The sequence below is a fragment of the Haloarcula taiwanensis genome, assembly GCA_002844335.1.
GTDB classification, from domain to species: Archaea; Halobacteriota; Halobacteria; order Halobacteriales; family Haloarculaceae; genus Haloarcula; species Haloarcula taiwanensis.
In genome coordinates this window covers 1842263-1862092 of record CP019154.1, presented here as the reverse complement: position 1 = coordinate 1862092, position 19830 = coordinate 1842263, and the positions used below count along the sequence as shown (strand labels likewise).

Here is a 19830-nt window from a genome sequence, read left to right as displayed (position 1 = left end):
CCCCCGCTATCGACACCTGTGCAGTCGGTTGAGCTACACGCGCATTCGTCGCTGTCGTACGACGGCCGGGACCCGGTCGAGCTCCTCTTAGAGCAAGCCAGCGGTGTCGGACTGGACGCGCTGGCTGTGACTGACCACGACGAAATCGACGCCAGCCTCCGGGCGGCCGAACTCGCCCCGGAGTACGGCCTCGTCGGGATTCCCGGCATGGAGGTCACGTGTGCCGCCGGACACGTCCTCGCGCTGGGGATACAGGAGGCGATTCCGCCCCACCTCCCCTTCGACGAGACGCTTGACCGCATCCGCGAGCAGGGCGGGCTCGCGGTCGTCCCGCATCCGTTTCAGGAGTCCCGCCACGGCGTCCTAGAACACATCTCGAAGGCCGAACTCGCGACGGCCGACGCCATCGAAGTGTACAACTCGCGGCTGCTGACCGGGCGGTCGAACCGGCAGGCCGAGCGGTTCGCGCGACGAAAGGGGCTGCCGATGACCGCTGGCAGTGACGCCCACATCGCGGAGATGGTTGGGCAGGCGGTCACCAACGTCGGCACGGACGAACGAACCGTCGAGGCGATTCTAGACGCGATCCGCGAGGGTAAGACGACTGTCGAGGGGAAGCGGACGCCGTGGCGCATCAGCTTCCGGCAGGCGGCTGGCGGGGCGAAGCGACGCGTCAAGAACGGTATCGCGGAGCTCCTACAGTGATGCAGGGAGCCGACGCGGCCGCCGTCGCCGACGCGCTCGACAGCGGCGACCCGCTCCCGGGGACCGGCGGGTTCGCGGGCGACGTGGACGGGACGCTCGTCCGGGACGTGCTCGGGCGTTACCCGCTGTTCGTGGAGCGAGACGTTGCCGAAGAGGGGCGACTCGGCCACGACCAGTGGGGTCACGACCCGGCGGCGCTGGAAGACCCGCGGTCGTTCCCCGCGGGCCACGTCCGCGACGGCGACGGGACCAGACGCCGCTTCACGCTGCCGTCGCCCGACCCGTTTCCGGACCGAGAGACGGCGGTCGAGGCGGTCCAAGCGGCCGTCGAGACCAGCGTCGACGCCGTCGACACCGACGGGCTGGCAATCGCCTTCTCCGGCGGCGTGGACTCGGCGTTGCTCGCGGCGCGGCTCGACGCGCCGCTGTACGTCGCCGGGTTCCCGGACAGCCACGACGTCGAGGCGGCGCGGTCGGCCGCGGACCTGCTGGGGACCGACGTGCGCGTCGCCGAACTCACCCACGACGCCATCGAGCGGGCCGTGCCCGAGATCGCCCGCGCGACGGGGCGGGTCAACGCCATGGACGTACAGATAGCGCTCCCGCTGTACCTTGCCGCCGAACGGGTCGCGGCGGACGGCTTCGACCGGCTGGCGCTCGGGCAGGGAGCCGACGAACTGTTCGGCGGCTACGCGAAGGTTGCAAAGGCCCCCGAGGACCCCCGGGTCGACGCTGACACGGTCAGGGGCGCACAGCGCGAGGTCGTCGCCACGCTCCCCGACCAGCTAGAGCGGGACGTGCTCGCGCTGCGGGCCGCGGGCGTCGAACCGGTGACGCCGCTGTTGCACGACCGCGTCGTCGGGGCTGCTCTGCGACTGGACGGCGACCTGCTGGTCGACGGTGAGACGCGGAAAGTCGCGCTCCGGGCGGCCGCCCGGGAGTCGCTCCCGGACGAGATTGCGGACCGGGACAAGAAGGCCGCCCAGTACGGCTCCCTGGCGGCCCGCGAACTCGACCGCCTCGCCCGGCAGGCCGGCTACAAGCGCCGGATGGACAATCACGTCACGAAGTACATTGAAGCGCTCATCGAGTGAGCTGCGGCTACGGCTCGTGAACCGACTCGATTGCTCGCTGGCCGACCTCGACGACATCTGCCGGGAGTTCCCCGCTCCGGTCACGTAAGTCAGCCACGGAGAACCACTCCCAGTCCTCGGCCGGCTGTTCGCCCGGCCCCGGTGTGATGTCGCGGCTGTCCGCCCGGCCGTAGAAGATGAAGTCGATGTGCTGGTGGCCCACCTCCCCCTCAGCGGTGACGTTGATGTCTTCGAGCAGGAAGTGCTGTGGCTGAGGTATCGACTGGACCGTCTCGCTCTCGATATCCTGCTGGGGTGCGATGAGGTCGACATCAAGACCCAGTTCCTCGCGCGTTTCGCGGAGCGCGGCTTCGTGGGGCAGTTCGTCGCGGTCGATGTGGCCGCCGGCTGGCAGCCACATGTCGAGCTTGCTGTGTTCGTGCAACGCGACGCGGCCGTCGCTGACAACGTAGACGGTTGCGACAAAATGGCGGGTCGTCTCCATACCGACGGAACGGCACAGTCAGAGGTTTAGGTTACGATACCGGTCAGGGGTGGATGTTGTCTTCCGCTTCCAGCAGTTCGTGGTAGCGGTTGCGGATGGTAACCTCGGAGATGTTGGCGACTTCGCTGACCTGGCTCTGGGTCACCTTCTCGTTGGTGAGCAGCGAGGCGGCGTAGACGGCGGCGGCGGCGAGGCCGACCGGCGACTTCCCGGAGTGGACGCCCTCTTGCTTGGCGTTCTGGAGCAGCTGGCGGGCGCGCCGTTCGACCTCCTCGGAGAGGTCGAGGTCCGACGCGAACCGCGGGACGTAGCTTTCGGGATCGGCGGGCTGGATTTCGAGGCTCAGCTCGCGGACGACGTAGCGGTAGGTGCGAGCGATTTCATCCTTCTCGACGCGGGAGACGCCGGCGATTTCGTCGAGCGACCGCGGTGTGCCGGCCTGTCGCGCGGCGGCGTACAGCGACGCTGTCGAGACGCCCTCGATGGAGCGGCCGGGGAGCAGGTCCTCGTCGAGGGCGCGCCGATAGATGACGCTCGCGGTCTCGCGGACGTTCTCGGGCAGGCCCAGCGCGGAGGCCATACGGTCGATTTCGCCAAGCGCCTGCTTGAGGTTGCGCTCTTTGGAGTCCCGTGTCCGGAACCGCTCGTTCCATGTGCGCAGGCGCTGCATCTTCTCACGCTGGCGTGAGGACAGGGAGTTGCCGTAGGCGTCCTTGTCTTGCCAGCCGATGTTGGTCGACAGGCCCTTGTCGTGCATCATATTCGTCGTCGGCGCACCAACGCGGGATTTCTCGTCTTTCTCCTTCGAATCGAACGCGCGCCATTCGGGACCGGGGTCAATCTCGTCCTCCTCGACCACCAGCCCACAGTCTTCGCACACCGTCTCACCGCGCTCGCTGTCGGAGAGTAGCGCACCGCTACACTCCGGACAGACGAGTGATTCCGACTCCTCTTCCTCCGTCTGCTCTGTCTCCGTTTCGCGCTCGTTCGAGTATCGGCGGATGCTGGTATCGGTCATTTGTTGGGGGTGGGACAACCGGGTATCGTACCCGAAAAACGTGTTGTATCCTATTGTTGTATCTACGGCGACTTAAAACTTTTGTCTGTTTCAGAAGTCCAATTTTCGGAACGGAAAACAAGAGTTGGCAAATCGTGTGTATTACCTCCCACAATTGTTAACTTATTTATATTTCTGCCCGGTGTTTCGAAACGCTTACCGCGTATCCAGCACTCCGGCCCGACATGAGCGACCCCGCCGTCGATCCCGAGGAGGTCCGGCACGTCGCCGACCTCGCCCGTGTTGACCTCGCAGACGACGAGATCGAGCGGTTCACCGAGCAGTTCGGTGACATCCTCGACGCGTTCGAAGCGCTCGACGATGTGCCCGAGACAGAACGGGAGGCAGACCTCTCGAACGTGATGCGCCCCGACGAGATACGTGAAAGTCTCTCACAGGAGGACGCACTCCAGAACGCCAGCGACACCGAGGAAGGACAGTTCAAAGGACCGAAGGTGTCGTAGATGACGGCGTACAACGGCTACGTCACCGACGAGACAATCGAGGGGGCCGAGGACGGCCCGCTGGCGGACACGACCGTCGCAGTCAAGGACAACATCTCAACCGAAGGCGTCCGGACGACCTGTGGCTCGGCGATGCTTTCCGACTACGTCCCGCCCTACGACGCGACGGTCGTCCAGCGGCTGAAAGACGCCGGTGCGACCATCCCCGGCAAGACCAACATGGACGAGTTCGGGATGGGAACGACCACCGAAACGTCGGCGTTCGGCCCCGTCGAGAACCCCGTCGCCGAGGGCCGCGTCCCTGGCGGTTCCTCCGGTGGCTCGGCCGCCGTTGTCGCGGCCGGCGATGCTGACCTCGCGCTGGGGAGCGACACCGGCGGTTCCATCCGCTGTCCGGCTGCGTTCTGTGGCGTCGTCGGCATCAAACCGACCTACGGACTGGTCTCCCGGTACGGCCTCGTGGCCTACGCGAACAGCCTCGAACAGATAGGCCCCATCGCGCCGACCGTCGAGGACGCTGCAGAACTGCTGGACGTTATCGCCGGCCCGGACGAACACGATGCAACGACACAGGAAGCACCCGAGGCCGACGGTTCCTACGCGGCGGCTGCCGACGGTGACGTCGACGGACTCTCTATCGGTGTTCCGACAGAGCTGCTCGACGGGGCTGACCAAGAGGTTGTCGAGACGTTCTGGACGGCGTTGGACGACCTCGAAGCACAGGGCGCGAGCTACCACGAGGTTGACCTGCCCTCGGTCGAACACGCCGTCGAGGCGTACTACGTCATCGCCATGTCCGAGGCGTCCTCGAACCTCGCGCGGTTCGACGGCGTCCGCTACGGACAGTCGGGCGGCTACGACGGCAACTGGAACGATTCCTTCGCCAACGCCCGCGAGGAGGGCTTCGGCGAGGAGGTCAAGCGCCGGGTTCTCCTCGGAACGTACGCCCTTTCGGCGGGCTACCACGACAAGTACTACAAGAAGGCACAGGACGCCCGGGCGTGGGTCAAACAGGACTTCGACGAGGCGCTGGATGACGCCGACGTGTTGGCGTCACCAACGATGCCCGTCCCGCCGATGAAACGCGGCGAAAGCCTTGACGACCCGCTCACGATGTACCTGGCCGACGCCAACACGACCCCAGTGAACCTGGCGAACCTCCCGGCTATCTCCGTGCCGGCCGGCGAGACCGACGATGGGCTCCCCGTGGGCCTGCAACTGGTCGGACCGGCCTTCGGCGAACGCGAGATAATCCGCGCCGGCAGCGCGCTAGCGTAGGGACACGAGTGAGCGGAGCGAACGAGTGATTTTTCGCCCGCGTCGCGGTCGACGGGTTTGCGCCCCGTCACGCTTTTTGAACAGGCTGGTGAAATAGACACGAGAGTGCCCTCCACCCACAGTACACGCCGGCTACGGCTGGGTGCCATCCTGCTCGGGCTGGTCGCCTTCGACGCCCTCGCCGTGGTCACGGCGTACGTCCTGGCACACGTCGCGTACGGCTTGCTCCCGACGCTTGGCCTCCCGGTCGGCGCGTCAGTCTGGACCCGGGGGTTTCATCTGGTCCCGCTCGGACCCGTGGTGCTCGCCGGGACACCGCTCGTGTTGGCCCTCCAGTGCTGCTTTGGCTACCGGGTCACGCTACGGAAGGCCGCCGGCGGCCCGGACCTGCCCGAGGCACCCGGGCCGGAAACCACCAGAGAGCGCTTCACCGCGATCAAACGCAAGCGGACTGCGACACAGCTCCGCAAGCGGGTCGCACGGCTGGCCCAGACGGTGGATATGGCAACGCCCGAAGTGCGCGTCATCGACTCGGCGACGCCGAACAGCTACGCCGCGAGCCGACCCGGCGAGCGGACGCTGTTCGTGACGACGGCGCTCATCGACCAGCTTGCCGACGACGAGCTGGACGCCGTCCTCGCTCACGAACTCGCGCATCTGAAAAACGGCGACTCGTTCGTGATGACAGCGGCGGCGTTCCTGCCGATTGTGAGCGCACGCGCCACCCGGAGGCTTCGGACCACGCTCGAAACGTCGGTGTTCACTCACCGGTTCCTCGACGGAGAGATAAGCAGAAACGCCGTCGGCACTGCCTATTTTCACCTCCCGCTGGTCGCGTTCGCGCTCGCCGCAGTACCGTTTACCGCGGCGCTGTATCTCGCCAGCACGACCTGTTACCGGCTGTTGTCCAGAGTCCGGGAGTACGCGGCGGACGCAGGCGGCGTCGCCATCTGTGGCTCCCCGGCGGCGCTCGCCAGTGCTCTGGAGACGCTGACAGCGGACCAGCGCCCGGCCACGGACATCCGAACTGCTGAGACCGGTGTGCGGGAACTGTGTGTGGTGCCGTACGCGATTGCAGACGGGACGCCCGACCCGCCGGAGGGACGGGCCGAACGGCTCGCCCACCGCTGGCGGAGCGTCTCCGAACGGCTGCTGCCCGGGTCGCATCCGGACGTCGAACGCCGCATCGCTGCGCTGGCAGAGCGACAGTCCGCCCGTGACCAGCACGAGCGCCCGTGACGAATGGGTACAGTTTACTCGCCGGCGGCCCGAAAGAGCGTATGAGCGACGACGCCGAAGGGCGACTCAGCTGGCTCCACTGGCCGACAGTCCTGAAGGGGCTGGCACTGGGAATCGGGGCTGGCCTGATACTGGCCGTCTCACTGGGGGATTTCTACCTCGGGATACTGCTCGGGACACTCAACGGGCTCGCGTTCGGTATCGGTTGGTCACACTCGCGGGCCTGAGCTGCGGAGTCCGGCGCTGTTCGGATGACGGTTACAGCACGCTAGCGTACACGTCGGCCAGTTTGTCGATGGCGTGCTCGACGCTGATTACGTCCCGCCGGGCAAGACAGCGCTCTCGAAGCTGTATCTGGTCATCGAGGACGCGCTCGATAGCCCGGCGAAAACCGTCGATGTCGCCTTCGTCGTATGAGTAGCCGGTTTCACCGTCTTCGATGGTGTCGCTGAGTGCGCCGGCGTCGACGCCCGCGACGGGCGTCCCACAGCAGTTGGCCTCCAGCGCGACCAGCCCCTGCGTTTCGACGGGGCTGGGGAACGCGAACACGTCAAGTGTCGAGTACAGCTCGGGAAGCTCCGCCCGGTCCAGAAAGCCGAGAAACCGCACGTCGACATCGCTGTGTTCGGCCGTCGCTTCGAGGGTTTCACGGGCCGGGCCGTCGCCGCCGAGCACGACAGTCACGTCCAGCCCCTCGCAGGCGGTGATGATGTCAGCTAGACATTTCTCGTAGCCGTGGCGGCCGGTGTAGCCGACGATGGGGCCGTCGGGGAGGTCGTAGCGGTCCCGGAAGTCGGTCGTGTCGACCGGTTCGAACACGGTCGTGTCGACGCCGTTCGGGACGACGGACACCGTTGTATCGAGGCCAATAGACTCCCGGAGATGGGTCGCTGCGCGCTCGCTTGGCGCGATAACGGTGTCGGCACGGCCAAGGAACCAGCGTTCGTAGCTCTCGGCGCTGGAGCGGACCGCTGACTCGACAGCGCCGTTGAAGGAGACGTACTCGGCGTACTCGCTCGTCGGCGTGTGATACGACGCGACGAACGGGATGTCAAGCTTCCCCGCGAGTCGCTGGCCAGCCATCCCGAGGCTGAACGGCGTGTGGGCGTGGACCAGTTCGGCGTCCCGGACGCCGTTCGGTATCTGTGGCATCCCGAGGCGAAAGCCCTCGTAGAACGGGAACGGGAGGCTCCGGACCGGGTACTCGTTGTCGGCGGGGTCGTGGTCGCTTTTCGGATAGACCACGCCCATGCGACCGCCGCGGTCGCGCCAGCGGTCCCGCCACGTCTGCACCGTGTAGGTCACCCCATTGACGGTCGGGAGATACGTGTCGGTAAACGTCGCGACGTGCGGCAGTGCCATCGCCGCGGCGTAGCAGGACCAGGGCTTAAACCGTTGCCATTGGCAAGCCACTAATCAGGTGATTGTCACCCGCCACCAAGCGCCAGAGCGCTTTTCCGGGACCGTGGTGGAGTGTGGGTAATGGACCGGGACGGCTGGCTGTACGCCTGGGCGCTCGCATCGGTGGCACTGGGCGCGGGTTCGCTGCTCGTGCCGCTGTATTTTGTCGCCATCGGCGGCGAGACGTTCATGCTGGGCGTCCTCGCCGGGGTGGCCGCCGCGGCGGGCGCGCCCGGCGCGCTCGTCTTCGGGCGCGTCGCCGACAAAACGGGGAAGCGCCGTTCGCTCGTCCTGGTCGCGCTGGGACTGGCGGTCATCGCCCTGGTGCTCGTCTCGCTGACGGAGCGGCCGTGGCTAGTCATCGTCGGCAACGGCCTGCTGTGGTTCGCGGCGGGCGCGGTCGCGCCGGTGCTGACCCTGCTCGTCACCGTCGGAACCGTCGAGCGGGACTGGCCCGCGCGGTTCGCTGTCCTGAACCGCTACCAGGGCTGGGGGTGGGCCGGCGGCCTCGTCCTCGGCCTCGTGTGGACGACGCTGCTCTCGGGACCGCTCGGTGAGGTTCCCGCCCAGCAGTCGCTGCTGTGGCTGTGTGCGGCCGCCGTTTCTCTGTCGATGGCGCTCGCGGCGAAGTGGCTACCGGCCGACCCCGACGAACTCGCCAGCCCACGAGCCAGCCGGCTCTCGCGGGCCATCGCCCGGTCGCGCCGGCTCCCGGTCAGGAGCGCGACGTTCCCGGTCGGCCCGGGCCGGCTGTACTGGCTCACGCGGTCGATACATCCACGGGACGTCGTGGCCCGGTTCACTCCGGCGCTGACGGTCTACTTCGGAGGCGTCGTCGCCTTCTTCGTCGGGTTCGGCGTGTTCTGGGGACCGTTGCCGCTGTATCTCTCGCGGACGCTCGGTTACAACTCCGGTCTGGTCTTTGCGCTGTATCTCGTCTCCAGCGTCGGGTCGGCGCTGTGGTACGACCGCGCCGGCAAACTCGCCGAGCGGTACGACCCGAGCGGGCTTCAGGTCGGCAGCCTGCTCGCCCGCGCGGCGCTTCACCCGGCCGTCGCCGTCGTGGGACTGCTCTTCTCGGCGGCGCTCGTCGGCACAGCGGTCACCGGCGTCGTGTTCGCCCTCATCGGCGTCGCCTGGGCTGTCATCGCCGTCACCGCGGCCAGCGTCGTCACCCAACTCGCGCCGGCGGCGATTCGCGGCGAGGCGCTCGGCATCTACACCGCCGTCTCTGGGCTGGCGAGCGGCGTCGGGTCGATACTCGGCGGCTGGCTTGGCGGCTACGGCTTTCTGCTCGCGTTCTCAGTCGCCGGTGCGCTGGTGTTTGTCGGCGCAGCACTGGTCGCAGTCGTCTGGCGTCGCTCACCGTCGGTAGCTGTCGCAACGGACCCCCGCTCAGCATAAAATCCGCTGGGGCGGCGATCAGACCAGTTTTTCGTACGTCTCGATCAGCCGACGACCGACCCGGTCTAAGCTGTGTTCTCTGGCCGTCTCTTTAGCGTTCTCTCCGAGTCGGTCCCGCAGGTCCGGGTTCTCGGCGAGACGCTCCAGTGCCTCGCGGAACTCCGTTTTGTCAGAACAGATGAGACAGTCGTGGCCGTCCTCGTAGTACTCTCGGAACACCGGAATATCGGAAAGGACGACCGCCTTCCCGCAGGCCATCGCCTCCAGCACGGCGATACCCTGATTCTCTGCCTTCGTCGGGAACAGGTACACGTCGCCGGCCCCGAACGCGCCGCGGATGTCCTCGACCCAGCCGGTGAACGTGACGTTCTCTGGCGGGTCGTTCACCCACTGCGAGACGGTCTTCGAGGCCTGTGGCCCGGCGTCGTATGGGCCGAACCACGCGAAATCGTGCTCCGTTGCCTGTGCGAGTTCACAGAACGTCGTCAGCCCCTTGCGCTCGAAGACGTTGCCGACGGCGAAGACGACCATCCCGTCGAGGTCGTAGCGCCCGCGGTAGTCCTCGCGCATATCCTCGTAGCCTGCCAGCGCGTCGATGTCGACGCCGTTTGTCATCGGCCGTATCGGCGCATCGACCGGGTACGACTCGAGGATGTCCTTCGTGTACTCGGAGGGACAGAGCACGAGGTCGGCCTGCGAGTAGAACCACCGGAGGTACCGACCCAGTGCCGGCGCGACCAGGTTCGACCCGCGGAAGCTATCCCGGAAATCCTCGCGGGTGACGTGGGCGTGCAGGACGAGCGGGATGTCTGCCTGCGCCGCGTGTTGTGCCACAGCGACGGACCCCGGTCCGATCATGTTGCAGTGAGCGATGTCAAACGCTCGGAACACCGGATCGTTGAAGGCGATATTGCCACCCAGTGCCCACGCCGGATGGCCCTCCTGCCAGGGCGTCGTCTCCACCTCGATGTCGGTCTCGGACAGCGCCGCCCGCTGGTGGTCCACGGCAGTTCCGATGCCCGACCGGTCGAGGCGGTCGGCTAGTTCGAGATAGTTCAGGACGCGCACGTCTCGGGCAACTCCACCGGGGCCGAAAATCCTATCGACTTTCCCTGTGAGGGGTTGTAATAGATCGCAGTTGCCAGCTCGTTCGGAAGGCATTTTCCCGCCGCCGACCCAGTACCGCCAATGACGGACGAGGCGACCATCGCCCGCGAGCGTATCGAGCGCCTCCAGTCGCTCGCTCGCGAGGCCGTCCAGGCTGGCAACGAAGACCGTGCTCGGTCGTACGTCCGGCGCGCGCGACGCGTCGCGGAGCGTCACCGTCTGCGGCTGCCGCGGTCGTTCGAGCGGTCGACATGTGACGCCTGCGACACGTATCTCTTGCACGGCCACAACGCCCGCTCGCGAACCCAGTCCGGCCACGTCGTCATCACCTGCGACTGTGGGTCACAGTCCCGCTACCCGTACGACTGAGGATTCTTTACGACTACTGGTTTTAAGGGGCTGTCCGCGCTAAACCGTGTACATGAGTGACTCTTCTCGACAGTCTCGGATACACGACCTCGACGCGACACTCCGCGTCGGCAAACACGGCATCGAATCAGTAGCGGACGAACTCGATGACCAGCTGGAGAACACCGACCTGGTGAAAGTCAAGTTCCTCCGCTCGTCCCGCGGCGGCACGACGACCGAGGAACTCGCCGACGACCTTGCTAAGCTGGTCAACGCCACCGTGATTCAGGTTCGGGGACACACTGCTGTGTTTGAGAAATGATGCAGGTCCAGCCACTCGCCGACCTACTCAACGGGCTCGGTGTGCCAGCGGCCGGCTCTATCGCTTCGGCAGTGGTCTTCGTCGTTGTCTTCGCCCTCGTCTACGTTCTGGGGAAGGCAATCGTCCTGCCTATCGTCGACCGCTCGCTCAAGTCCCGCGACCTCGATACGCACGCTCGGCGGCCGCTGAAGAAGGTCGTCAGCATCGGTATCGTGTTCGTCGCCATCTCCGTCGCCTTCGGGATGGCCGAGTACGGGAACTTCCTGCAGTCGCTGGCGACCATCGCCGCGGCAGCGACGCTGGCCATCGGCTTCGCGATGCAGGATGTCATCAAGAACTTCGTTGCCGGCGTGTTCATCTACACCGACAAGCCGTTCCGCATCGGTGACTGGATCGAGTGGGACGGTAACTCAGGCGTCGTTGAGGACATTAGCCTCCGTGTGACTCGCGTCCGGACCTTCGACAACGAACTGCTTACCGTGCCGAACTCGAATCTGACCGACGGCGTCATCAAAAACCCCGTCGCAAAGGACCAGCTCCGATTGAAGTTCGTGTTCGGCATCGACTACGACGACGACATCGACGAAGCGACTGAAATCATTCTCGACGAGGCCAGGGCACACCCGGGGATTATGGACGACCCCGAGCCCTCCGTTCGCCTCGTTGAACTCGGTGATTCCTCTGTCGGACTCCAGTCCCGTATCTGGATCGAAAACCCCAGTCGGTCCGACTTCGTCAAGACCCGCGCCGAGTACGTCAAGTCAGTCAAGCAGCGGTTCGATGCCGAGGACATCAATATGCCGTATCCGAACCGGACCATCGGCGGCGGGCTGGAGATGACCGGACTCGACAGCGTCGTGGAACCGGCCGACGACTGAGGGCAGGGCGGCGGCTTTTTTGTGGGCGACCGCGGCACGTGACTGCTGTCCCGGCAGCTGGTGGTCGGCTCGATACTGTAATTTTCGCCTGCGTGAACGGGCTGACCAGAGGCAACGCTCTCGGCTGTGCGGGTGGGGCACAGGTAGTGATGTGAGGGAAACGCTCATATTGTGTGTGAGAGACATACGTGCTATGAACGAATCGGACAGGCAATGGGATGACGTCTGATGGCGCGTTCCAGTTTCCGACCCGATGCGACCGACGCGCTGTGTACCTGGCAGCGTGACCGACTCGACGAGCACGAGAGTCGGTTCGACGCGGCGACGCAAATCACGTCCCGGCTCGGTGCACACTGGCGAGACAGCCACGCGGAGTTCGGGTTCTGGACGCCGGAACTCGTCGGTGCGGTGCCGGCCGAATCTGTGGAACTCGAACTGTTGACGGCGACAGAGCCGGTCGACCTGGCCGCCGCTGAGCAGACCGTCGCCTTCGACAGACAGCTCGTGGAGACGCGCCGGGAAGGGGAGTTTACGTGGGCGGCGGTTGACGGACCACGGCCGGGGACTCGCGACCAGCTCGGGACGCTCTACCGCCTCAGCTACGAGCAGGACGGCAGCCGGGAGACCATCACGGATCCGTTTGCGGACTCACTGCCCTTCGGTGCCTACGGCCCGCCGGAGCTGTACGACATGGACCGCCTCGATGAGCGCCGAGACGACCGTGCGTACTTCCAAGCGCTCGCAGAGGACGGTGCCGCCCCGCACGCCCACGAGGACGACGGATTGCCCCGATTCGAGCCTGCGACGAGCATGCTCGAAGTCCACCCGGGGACCGCAACCGAGTCGGGCACGCTCGCTGGCCTCACCGATGTCTTCGACCGAATCGGTCAGAAACAGCGCGACGGCGAGGCGCTGACGCCGGCCGAACGCAACTTCACCGGGTACGACGCCGTCCAGCTAATGCCGCTCGCCCCCATCACACAGAACGAAGACGAACTGGGCTACTGGCTCCCCGAGGCCGAGAGCGAGGGGCAGCTCACGGCGACAGTCAGGCGCCCCGACATGATAAACTGGGGGTACGACATTGTCATCTCCGGGTTCGGAACGGTCAACCCGGCCATCTTAGAGAGCCGTCGGCCGGACGAACTCGTCGACCTCATCGCGACCTTGCACACGATGCCGGACCCGGTCAAGGTCGTCTTCGACATCGCGCTGGGCCACGCCGACAACGGCGCGCTCCCACTGCTCAACGACGAGTGGTTCGCCGGACCGGGGATGTACGGGCAGGAGCTTGATTACACCCAGCCGGTCGTCCGTGCGGGCCTGCTCGAACTCCAGCGCCGCAAGATGGACTTCGGGGCGGACGGGATCCGCGTCGACGGCGCACAGGACTTCACGAACTGGGACCCCGAGGCCGAGGAGGAGTACCACGACGACGAGTACCTCGCCGAGATGGACCGGGTGACACAGGAGGTGGCCGGTGTCGAGTACCGTCCGTGGATGATCTACGAGGACGGCCGCCCGTGGCCGCGCTCGGACTGGGAACTCGCGTCGACGTACCGGACGCTCATCGAGGAACACCCCCACGCCTACCAGTGGGGGCCGGTCACGTTCGCCCACAATACGCCGGCATTGCAGACGTTCTGGGCGACGAAGTGGTGGCGCGTCCGCGAGGTCGCGGACATGGGCGAGAACTGGATCTCCGGGGTCGCGAACCACGACACGATCCGCCGCGGGACACAGCTCGAACCGGACCCGCCGTTCAGCCAGCCACAGATAAACCGATATCTCGGCGACAGCCGGCAGGAGCAACTCGAACGGGCCTACAACAATCCCGCCACGACGATCCTGTTTCACGGCTTCATGCCCGGCTGTCCGATGGATTTCACGCACGCCAACATGCGAGCCCCGTGGGGCTTCGTCCGCGACACGGACGCCGTCTGGAACCTGAAAGTCCTCGCCGAGGAGAAGAACTTCCCCGAATGGCAGATACGGGACCGCGACTTCGAAGACGACCGGTTTTTCACCCGTCTCAAGGAGTGGGGATTCGAAAGCCGCGCGGAACTGAGCGCGTTCCTGACGTGTCTCAGCGACACGGTCAGCATGACCGACTACGACAAGGCGGAAATGGCAGCGCTACTTTCTGTGGTCGGGACACCCGTCGGCGACGACCTCTCCGTCGAGGACCTGGAACAACTGGGTCTCGACTGGATGCGGGACATCGCTCACTTCGCCACGCTCTCACACTGGACCGACACACAGGACGACGACCGAACCGCGTTCGACCTCGAAGTCAGACGGTTCCGCCACGAGCACGACTGGGTGACGACAGACCTTACGGGCGAAGATGTACTCGACTACGTCTATCCGACTGACGGGACAGTACTGTACTACGGCTACCGCACCGATTCGGAGACCGGCGAAGAACTCCTGTTCGTGGGGACCATGGAAGGCGTTGCCGAAACCGTCACTCCCAGTCATCTTGTCGATGTCGACGAAAACGGGTGGGATGTCGCGCTCGCCTCCCCAGGGCTGGCAGTCAAGGACCCGGGCGAACCGGTAACGCTCGCTGACAGCCAGGCCGTGCTCTTCAGTCGATCTACTGCGAACGGGCCGTTGTGACACTATCTCATAGGACGGCGTGTTCACTGCGACGTAGAGCGATAGTGTGGCGGCCCTGCTACATGGGCCGTCTTTCGAGGCAGGAAGAGCTGTCTTATCGACTGCTTTGGCTAGCACCAGGTGTCTGACCGAGTTCCGCTCGGATGCGTGCGACGTACTCAACGAACCGGTGGGACGTTCGCTCTCGGGGACGGTCTATGTCGACGGTGACTGTCGACTGGACAGTGCCGGGGTCGTCGTCCAATACAACGACCCTGTCAGCTAGTTTCACGGCCTCGTCGATATCGTGAGTGACGAAGACGACCGTCTGGCGGGTTTCGGCCCAGATATCGAGCAGTTCGTCGTGGAGTCGGTCGCGTGTTCTGGCATCTACGCTGCCGAAAGGCTCGTCCAGCAACAGTATCTCCGGATCGACAGCGAGCGCACGGGCGATGCCGACGCGCTGTTTCATCCCACCCGAGAGCTCCTTGGGATACGCATCCTCAAACCCTGACAGACCGACGAGGTCGACCAGTTCCCGTATCCGCCCTTCACAATCGGGACAGTCACACGCGGGCCGGTCGAGACCAAAACGGATATTCCCCCGGACCGTCAGCCACGGGAATAGCGCGTACTCTTGAAAAACCATCCCGCGGTCAAGCCCCGGCTCCGTGACCCGGTCGTCGTCGACCAGAATCGAGCCGCTGTCGGTGTCCTCGAGGCCCGCTATCGTTCGCAACAACGTCGTCTTGCCACAGCCCGACGGACCGACGATACAGCAGAACTCGCCTTCCCGAACGGAGAGTGAGACACCCGAGAGTGCCTGTACGGAGTCGTAGGCCTTACTGACACCGTCGACGACGATTTTCCGACCCGCTTTGGCCGGGTCCGACGACCGTTCACTCAGCGCCATGCGAGAGCCCTCCGTTCGAATAGCCGGAAGCCAACGTCCATCGTAAGGAAGGCGAGGCTGATGAGGAACATGTACGCGACGCTGGTCTCCATCGCGAGGTTGTTCGCGGCGTTGATGATCTCGTAGCCGACACCGGGCGCACCGAACAGTTCGGCCCCGACGACAATCATCCAGCAGCGTCCGATGCTGGTACGGAAGCCCGTCAGCAGCTGCGGGGCGGCACTCGGGAGCGCGACCAGCTTCAGCATCGACAGGTCCCGTTTGACTCCCAGCGTCGATGCGGCGTCGGTGAGTTCGCTCGAAACGCCCTCGACGCCGCCGTAGGCGGCATAGAAGTTAATCCAGAACGCGCCGACGAAGACGATGAAGGCCGCTCCCGTGTGATGGATACCGAACCAGACGATGGCGAAAACGACCCACGCCAGCGGCGGAATCGGCCGCAGCACCCGGACGAGTGGCCGCAGCCAGTCGTCTAGCACGTCGTGCCAGCCCATCGCCAGTCCGAGGCTACTGCCACAGGCGGCACCCAGCAGTAGGCCCGGGATGTAATGAAACAGGGTCTGTGTGAGATGTGCAAGTCCCGTCGGCAAGACGAGTTCCAGTCCGGCGAGCGGGGCGACGATTCGTGTCGAGGTTGCGAACAGCTGGACGAAGGCGCGTGCGGAGTCGACGGGTCCCGGAACCAGATACGACGGCTGCGTCGTCAGCGCTCCGACCCACCAGATAAGCAGGAAACTCGCCAGGCCCCCGAGGCCACGGAGATATCGCCGTGCTTCTCTCTCGACGCCTCCGTCCAGCAGCGTCTCGGGACCGGTGTCGGTGGGCGCGCTCATGACTCGATGGCGTCGTAGGGGCCGAAGGCGAACAGTTCCTCACTCGGCACCGGTTCGTCGATGTTTCCGACGCTCGCAACGAACTCGCCCATCGTCGCGGTCTGCTCGGTGACAGCATGCGGGTCCGAGATGAAATCGGACGCCTGTGACTCGAAGGCCGCCTGAGCGAGTTCCTCGCTTACACCCGAGCCGATGACCGACGCGGCGTGGCCCGCGGCCACGTCCGGTGCGCTCGCTGTGAATGCGGTCGCTACGGTGTGCTGTTCGACCAGTGACCGTGCGATATCGCTCGCGTCGATGACCTGCTGAGTCGCGTAGAGCACCGTCACTGGATGGTTCTCCAGGACAGTCCCCGACCATTCGAGTTCGCCGTAGCCGTCTTCACGGCCGATTATCGTCGCGAACGGCTCCTGAATGACGGTCGCATCGATATCGCCCGACTGAATTGTCTGGACCGCTTTCGCCGGTGGAACCTTCGACTTGTCGATGACGGTGTCAATTTCCCCGGCGTCGAGAGCCTCTTGAATCCAGTACCGGAGCACAATGTCGGGAACGCTCCCATCCGGTGGGACACCGAACCGGATTTTTCGTCCGTTCTCACGCTCGAAGCGGTCGAAAACGGCGTCGGCCTCTTGCTCGTACAGGTCGACGAGCTTGCTTGTCCCCATAATCTTGAACCCGTTTCGTGAATTCGCAGCGAGAACACCTGCGTGCGTGCCTCTGTCGGCGAGTACCATCGCCGGAGTGACGCCAAAGAACGCGACATCGACGTCCCCACTGGCAAACGCTGTGACGACACTGGGGCCCGAGCTAAAACGCTCGACAGTGACCTCTGCCGGGACAGCGTCGTAGTAGCCCTCCCGTTCCATTACGTAGTGTTGCATGTTGGGGTAGATCGGGACGTACCCTACAGTCACGGAATCAAGCGAGGCCGCACCCTGGCCGAGACAGCCGGTTACCGTCGTCGCGGCTGCACTAGCGCCAGCCGTCTGCAGTAGTCGTCGCCGCGTGATAGATACCATCTGTGTTATTAAATATACAGCTATTTCTAATAATTCCTGTGATAATAGAATCTTGTGTTAGTAATAATGTATCGGCACAGGCGCTCCTTCCGTGTTCTCTCAAGCCGGATAGTAGATGGGTCGGTGAACACAGTCACTTTACCACTGTTACGGGACGCTCCCGTCGGTGTTTGACGGCGAAGCTATCGTGGTCGCTGTACTGGCAGCTACGGTAGGTCACTGCAGCGCAACCCGACGACCAGGTCCGCTCTCTGGACTCTTTCAGACGCTCGCCACTTGCCCTTACAGTATCGGGTGTTTCGACCAGTACATCGACCTGATAGTGGTCGGCATCGAACGGTAGCGCTTCAGGTCCCGAGCGATTGGACGCGTGCAGACGGCTACGTGCGCCGTGGACTTGATTACCGTCACGCCGGCTCCGCCCTGCTGCAAATTCCACAGGCAACACTCTTCAGTTCGTACTGTCTGCTCGCAGCAAAATGCCACGGGCGCTGAGGGCGCTCGCTCGACTGGTGAACGAAGTCCATTGTTTGGCCTGAGGCGGCCAAAATCAGTGGTCCTAAGATTCACCGAAAAACACAGTATTCTGTGAACACATAGCTTGTTGTATGCCCAGTATCACTGTCAACGTGGACGACGACCTCAAGGAACGCATGGAAAGACACCCCGAGATCAACTGGAGCGAGGTCACACGACAGGCCATCGAAGAGAAGATCGAGGCGCTCGAAGTGATGGACGAACTCACCAGTGAGAGCGAACTCACCGAGACCGACGTACAGGAGATCGCCGACAAGATAAACGAGCGTGGACGGAAGCGCGTCGACGAAGAATCGGCGTAGACACGACGAATAAAACTGGTCATCGACGCCAACGTCGTCATCTCTGCCCTCATCGCTGATTCGAAAACGCGAGAACTCATCGTCACACTCGAACCGGACCTCTTGACACCGGCATTCGTCCACGACGAGATCGATAGCTACAAACGACTGATCGCGGAGAAGTCCGGGATGGAACCGGACCGCGTGGCACAGTTCGTCGATCTCCTGTTCCAGTACATCGAAGTCGTTCCTGCCGGAGACTTCCACCCAGCTATCAAGCACGCAGACGAAGCAATCGGTGACACCGACCCCGACGACGTTCTCTATCTGGCGTGCGCGATTGCCAACGATGCAGCTATCTGGAGCGATGATGCCGACTTCGAGGAACAGAACCTGGTCGAGACGTACTCCACGGGTGACGTGATTAACTCGTTCGATACCCGCTGAGTGATTGAGTTTCTTAGCGGCGTACAGTGTGACTAGAGGTAAATCACCGGAAGGCACAAGCCCTGTCCCAACCGCTTGACGAGCGAAGGAAAGCAACAACATTGCGTTCATAGAGAATTTCGGGCCAACGCTGTCGGGCAGTTTGGGTGGTGAAAATCCGCGACGGGCGCGGAGGGCGCTCGCTCGACTGGTGGACGGGTTTCCTTGTTGGGCTTGAGGCATCGTAATCCACGGTGTCGAATGCCCGTTATATGTGAGAAACCAGACTTTCTCGTGGGCTCGTGCTGAATACACAGCACATAGCCAGCAGCGACGCGTCCACTGCCGGACCAGTGAACAGTATCTGATAAACACTCTTGACGCTTCGGTCAGCAGGGGCCGTATGGTACTGGTTCAGGCGCTGTCGTACACCGCGCTCGCGGTTGTGGCCGCCTTGGTGGGCGGCGTAATCGCCATCTCCTATCCACCGGGGCCGCAGATGGAAAGCAACATTCAGCACTTCGCGGCCGGAGTTGTGATCGCCGCCGTTGCCGCTGAGTTGCTCCCGAACATTCACGACCGGGCACCCCGAGTCGTAGTGCTTGGGTTCGCCATCGGGGTTGCGACGATGTTGGGCATCCACCGGCTGAGTAAGACCATCGAGAAGCGCGATATTGGCGGCCAGTTTGCTGGCGCGGCGGGGTTGCTCATCACCGTGAGTATCGATATGCTCATTGACGGAGTCCTCATTGGGGTAACCTTCCTTGACAATCCCGACACCGGCGTCATCATCGCCGTGGCGCTGGCCATCGAGGTGCTCTTCCTCGGTGTTGCTGGCGTCATCGCACTCCCACGAGATATCGGGGTGGTCAAGAAACTCGCAGTCCCGACAGTCTTCGGACTGCTGCTCGCGTCAGGCGTAACTGGTGGCGTGCTTGCACTTGACGGAGTAACCGGCGCCCCCATCGCGATTATCCTCGCCTTCGGTTCCGCTGCCCTGCTGTACCTCGTCACCGAGGAACTGCTGGTGAAGGCCGGGAAAGTTCCCGAGACACCGGTGTCGACGACGCTCTTCTTCGTCGGCTTCCTCGCAATCTTCCTGCTTGATATGCTCCACTGAGACGGCGATCAAAGCGAGAAAGAGAGCCGTTATCCACTTGACCGGACCCGGGACAGCTCACACGCCACAGGCGCGTCGGGTAGTGGTCGTCGGACCAGACGTGACTGTTGAACTCCTTCTATATATTCAGAACGGAACACTTGACAGCGTTCGAGGCGGTTCCTGAATGCCGTGAGTTTCCGATACAAGCGGTGGTGACCCCTCAATTGCCGATTGATTTTTTCAGAGACGAACGGTGCAGATGTAGGCGAATCACCAGACGTTACCGCTCCAGTTCAGAACCGTTCGATTGTTGAACGAAAGGAACCGAGATTAT

Annotated in this window: 21 protein-coding genes; 14 read left to right on the top strand and 7 right to left on the bottom strand. The window is 64.1% G+C overall.

The genetic code is table 11. The features are described 5' to 3' along the window. Window positions 1-18 precede the first annotated feature (18 nt). Together BVU17_09435 and BVU17_09430 are read left to right on the top strand one after the other, a co-directional pair. The gene (locus BVU17_09435; protein AUG47726.1) at window positions 19-705 is read left to right on the top strand and encodes a phosphoesterase; all 687 of its coding nucleotides are present in this window, start codon (window positions 19-21) and stop codon (window positions 703-705) included. Further along, window positions 705-1799, top strand: a complete 1095-nt coding sequence (locus BVU17_09430; protein ID AUG47725.1) for an asparagine synthase — start codon at window positions 705-707, stop codon at window positions 1797-1799. Before BVU17_09435 ends, BVU17_09430 begins: the two co-directional genes overlap by 1 nt. 7 nt (window positions 1800-1806) lie before the next feature. Here BVU17_09430 and BVU17_09425 read toward each other — a convergent pair whose 3' ends face one another. Beyond that, the gene (locus BVU17_09425; protein AUG47724.1) at window positions 1807-2283 is read right to left on the bottom strand and encodes an NUDIX hydrolase; all 477 of its coding nucleotides are present in this window, start codon (window positions 2281-2283) and stop codon (window positions 1807-1809) included. 43 nt (window positions 2284-2326) lie between these two features. Then, the gene (locus BVU17_09420) at window positions 2327-3301 is read right to left on the bottom strand and encodes a transcription initiation factor IIB 2 (GenBank protein ID AUG47723.1); all 975 of its coding nucleotides are present in this window, start codon (window positions 3299-3301) and stop codon (window positions 2327-2329) included. 224 nt (window positions 3302-3525) lie between these two features. Here BVU17_09420 and BVU17_09415 point away from each other — a divergent pair, with 224 nt between their 5' ends. From BVU17_09415 to BVU17_09400, 4 genes are all read left to right on the top strand, one after another. Beyond that, window positions 3526-3804: an asparaginyl/glutamyl-tRNA amidotransferase subunit C gene (locus tag BVU17_09415; GenBank protein AUG47722.1), complete on the top strand. Its 279-nt coding sequence runs from the start codon at window positions 3526-3528 to the stop codon at window positions 3802-3804. Beyond that, window positions 3805-5082, top strand: a complete 1278-nt coding sequence (locus tag BVU17_09410; GenBank protein AUG47721.1) for a glutaminyl-tRNA synthase (glutamine-hydrolyzing) subunit A — start codon at window positions 3805-3807, stop codon at window positions 5080-5082. A gap of 105 nt (window positions 5083-5187) precedes the next feature. After that, the gene (locus BVU17_09405) at window positions 5188-6321 is read left to right on the top strand and encodes a protease (protein ID AUG47720.1); all 1134 of its coding nucleotides are present in this window, start codon (window positions 5188-5190) and stop codon (window positions 6319-6321) included. Between the two features lie 41 nt (window positions 6322-6362). Continuing rightward, window positions 6363-6548: a hypothetical protein gene (locus BVU17_09400; GenBank protein AUG47719.1), complete on the top strand. Its 186-nt coding sequence runs from the start codon at window positions 6363-6365 to the stop codon at window positions 6546-6548. Window positions 6549-6579: 31 nt separating this feature from the next. Here BVU17_09400 and BVU17_09395 read toward each other — a convergent pair whose 3' ends face one another. Continuing rightward, window positions 6580-7683, bottom strand: coding sequence for a glycosyl transferase family 1 (locus BVU17_09395; protein AUG47718.1), 1104 nt, complete (start codon window positions 7681-7683; stop codon window positions 6580-6582). A 120-nt stretch (window positions 7684-7803) separates the two neighbouring features. On the opposite strand from BVU17_09395, the gene BVU17_09390 reads away from it, so the two are divergent. Next, window positions 7804-9126, top strand: coding sequence for an MFS transporter (locus tag BVU17_09390; GenBank protein AUG47717.1), 1323 nt, complete (start codon window positions 7804-7806; stop codon window positions 9124-9126). 18 nt (window positions 9127-9144) lie between these two features. Here BVU17_09390 and BVU17_09385 read toward each other — a convergent pair whose 3' ends face one another. Beyond that, window positions 9145-10194 (bottom strand): glycosyl transferase family 1, encoded by a 1050-nt coding sequence (locus BVU17_09385; GenBank protein ID AUG47716.1) that lies wholly within the window; start codon window positions 10192-10194, stop codon window positions 9145-9147. A 120-nt stretch (window positions 10195-10314) separates the two neighbouring features. On the opposite strand from BVU17_09385, the gene BVU17_09380 reads away from it, so the two are divergent. The 4 genes from BVU17_09380 to BVU17_09365 all read left to right on the top strand — a co-directional run bounded on the left by BVU17_09380 (window position 10315) and on the right by BVU17_09365 (window position 14403). Continuing rightward, on the top strand, window positions 10315-10602 hold the full coding sequence (locus BVU17_09380) for a ribonuclease P (protein ID AUG47715.1): 288 nt from the start codon (window positions 10315-10317) through the stop codon (window positions 10600-10602). Window positions 10603-10654: 52 nt separating this feature from the next. Beyond that, a complete protein-coding gene (locus BVU17_09375; protein AUG47714.1) occupies window positions 10655-10903 on the top strand; it encodes an RNA-binding protein in 249 nt (82 codons plus the stop codon). Next, entirely contained in the window at window positions 10903-11781 is an 879-nt protein-coding gene (locus BVU17_09370; protein AUG47713.1) for a mechanosensitive ion channel protein, read from the top strand. The genes BVU17_09375 and BVU17_09370 overlap by 1 nt, the downstream gene beginning before the upstream one ends. 228 nt (window positions 11782-12009) lie before the next feature. Next, window positions 12010-14403: a hypothetical protein gene (locus BVU17_09365; protein ID AUG47712.1), complete on the top strand. Its 2394-nt coding sequence runs from the start codon at window positions 12010-12012 to the stop codon at window positions 14401-14403. Between the two features lie 94 nt (window positions 14404-14497). Here BVU17_09365 and BVU17_09360 read toward each other — a convergent pair whose 3' ends face one another. From BVU17_09360 to BVU17_09350, 3 genes are read right to left on the bottom strand one after another with little or no spacing between them, the layout of a single operon-like run. Next, the gene (locus BVU17_09360) at window positions 14498-15295 is read right to left on the bottom strand and encodes a nitrate ABC transporter ATP-binding protein (protein ID AUG47711.1); all 798 of its coding nucleotides are present in this window, start codon (window positions 15293-15295) and stop codon (window positions 14498-14500) included. After that, window positions 15286-16128: a nitrate ABC transporter permease gene (locus tag BVU17_09355; protein ID AUG47710.1), complete on the bottom strand. Its 843-nt coding sequence runs from the start codon at window positions 16126-16128 to the stop codon at window positions 15286-15288. Before BVU17_09355 ends, BVU17_09360 begins: the two co-directional genes overlap by 10 nt. Next, window positions 16125-17045: a nitrate ABC transporter substrate-binding protein gene (locus BVU17_09350; GenBank protein AUG48884.1), complete on the bottom strand. Its 921-nt coding sequence runs from the start codon at window positions 17043-17045 to the stop codon at window positions 16125-16127. The genes BVU17_09355 and BVU17_09350 overlap by 4 nt, the downstream gene beginning before the upstream one ends. A gap of 713 nt (window positions 17046-17758) precedes the next feature. On the opposite strand from BVU17_09350, the gene BVU17_09345 reads away from it, so the two are divergent. The 3 genes from BVU17_09345 to BVU17_09335 all read left to right on the top strand — a co-directional run bounded on the left by BVU17_09345 (window position 17759) and on the right by BVU17_09335 (window position 19514). Then, complete coding sequence (locus BVU17_09345) at window positions 17759-17989, top strand: hypothetical protein (protein ID AUG47709.1); 231 nt, start codon at window positions 17759-17761, stop codon at window positions 17987-17989. A gap of 9 nt (window positions 17990-17998) precedes the next feature. Continuing rightward, window positions 17999-18415 carry a DNA-binding protein gene (locus BVU17_09340; GenBank protein ID AUG47708.1) on the top strand — a complete coding sequence of 139 codons (417 nt, stop codon included), beginning with the start codon at window positions 17999-18001 and terminating at the stop codon, window positions 18413-18415. Between the two features lie 382 nt (window positions 18416-18797). Next, entirely contained in the window at window positions 18798-19514 is a 717-nt protein-coding gene (locus BVU17_09335; protein AUG47707.1) for a hypothetical protein, read from the top strand. Window positions 19515-19830 lie beyond the last annotated feature (316 nt).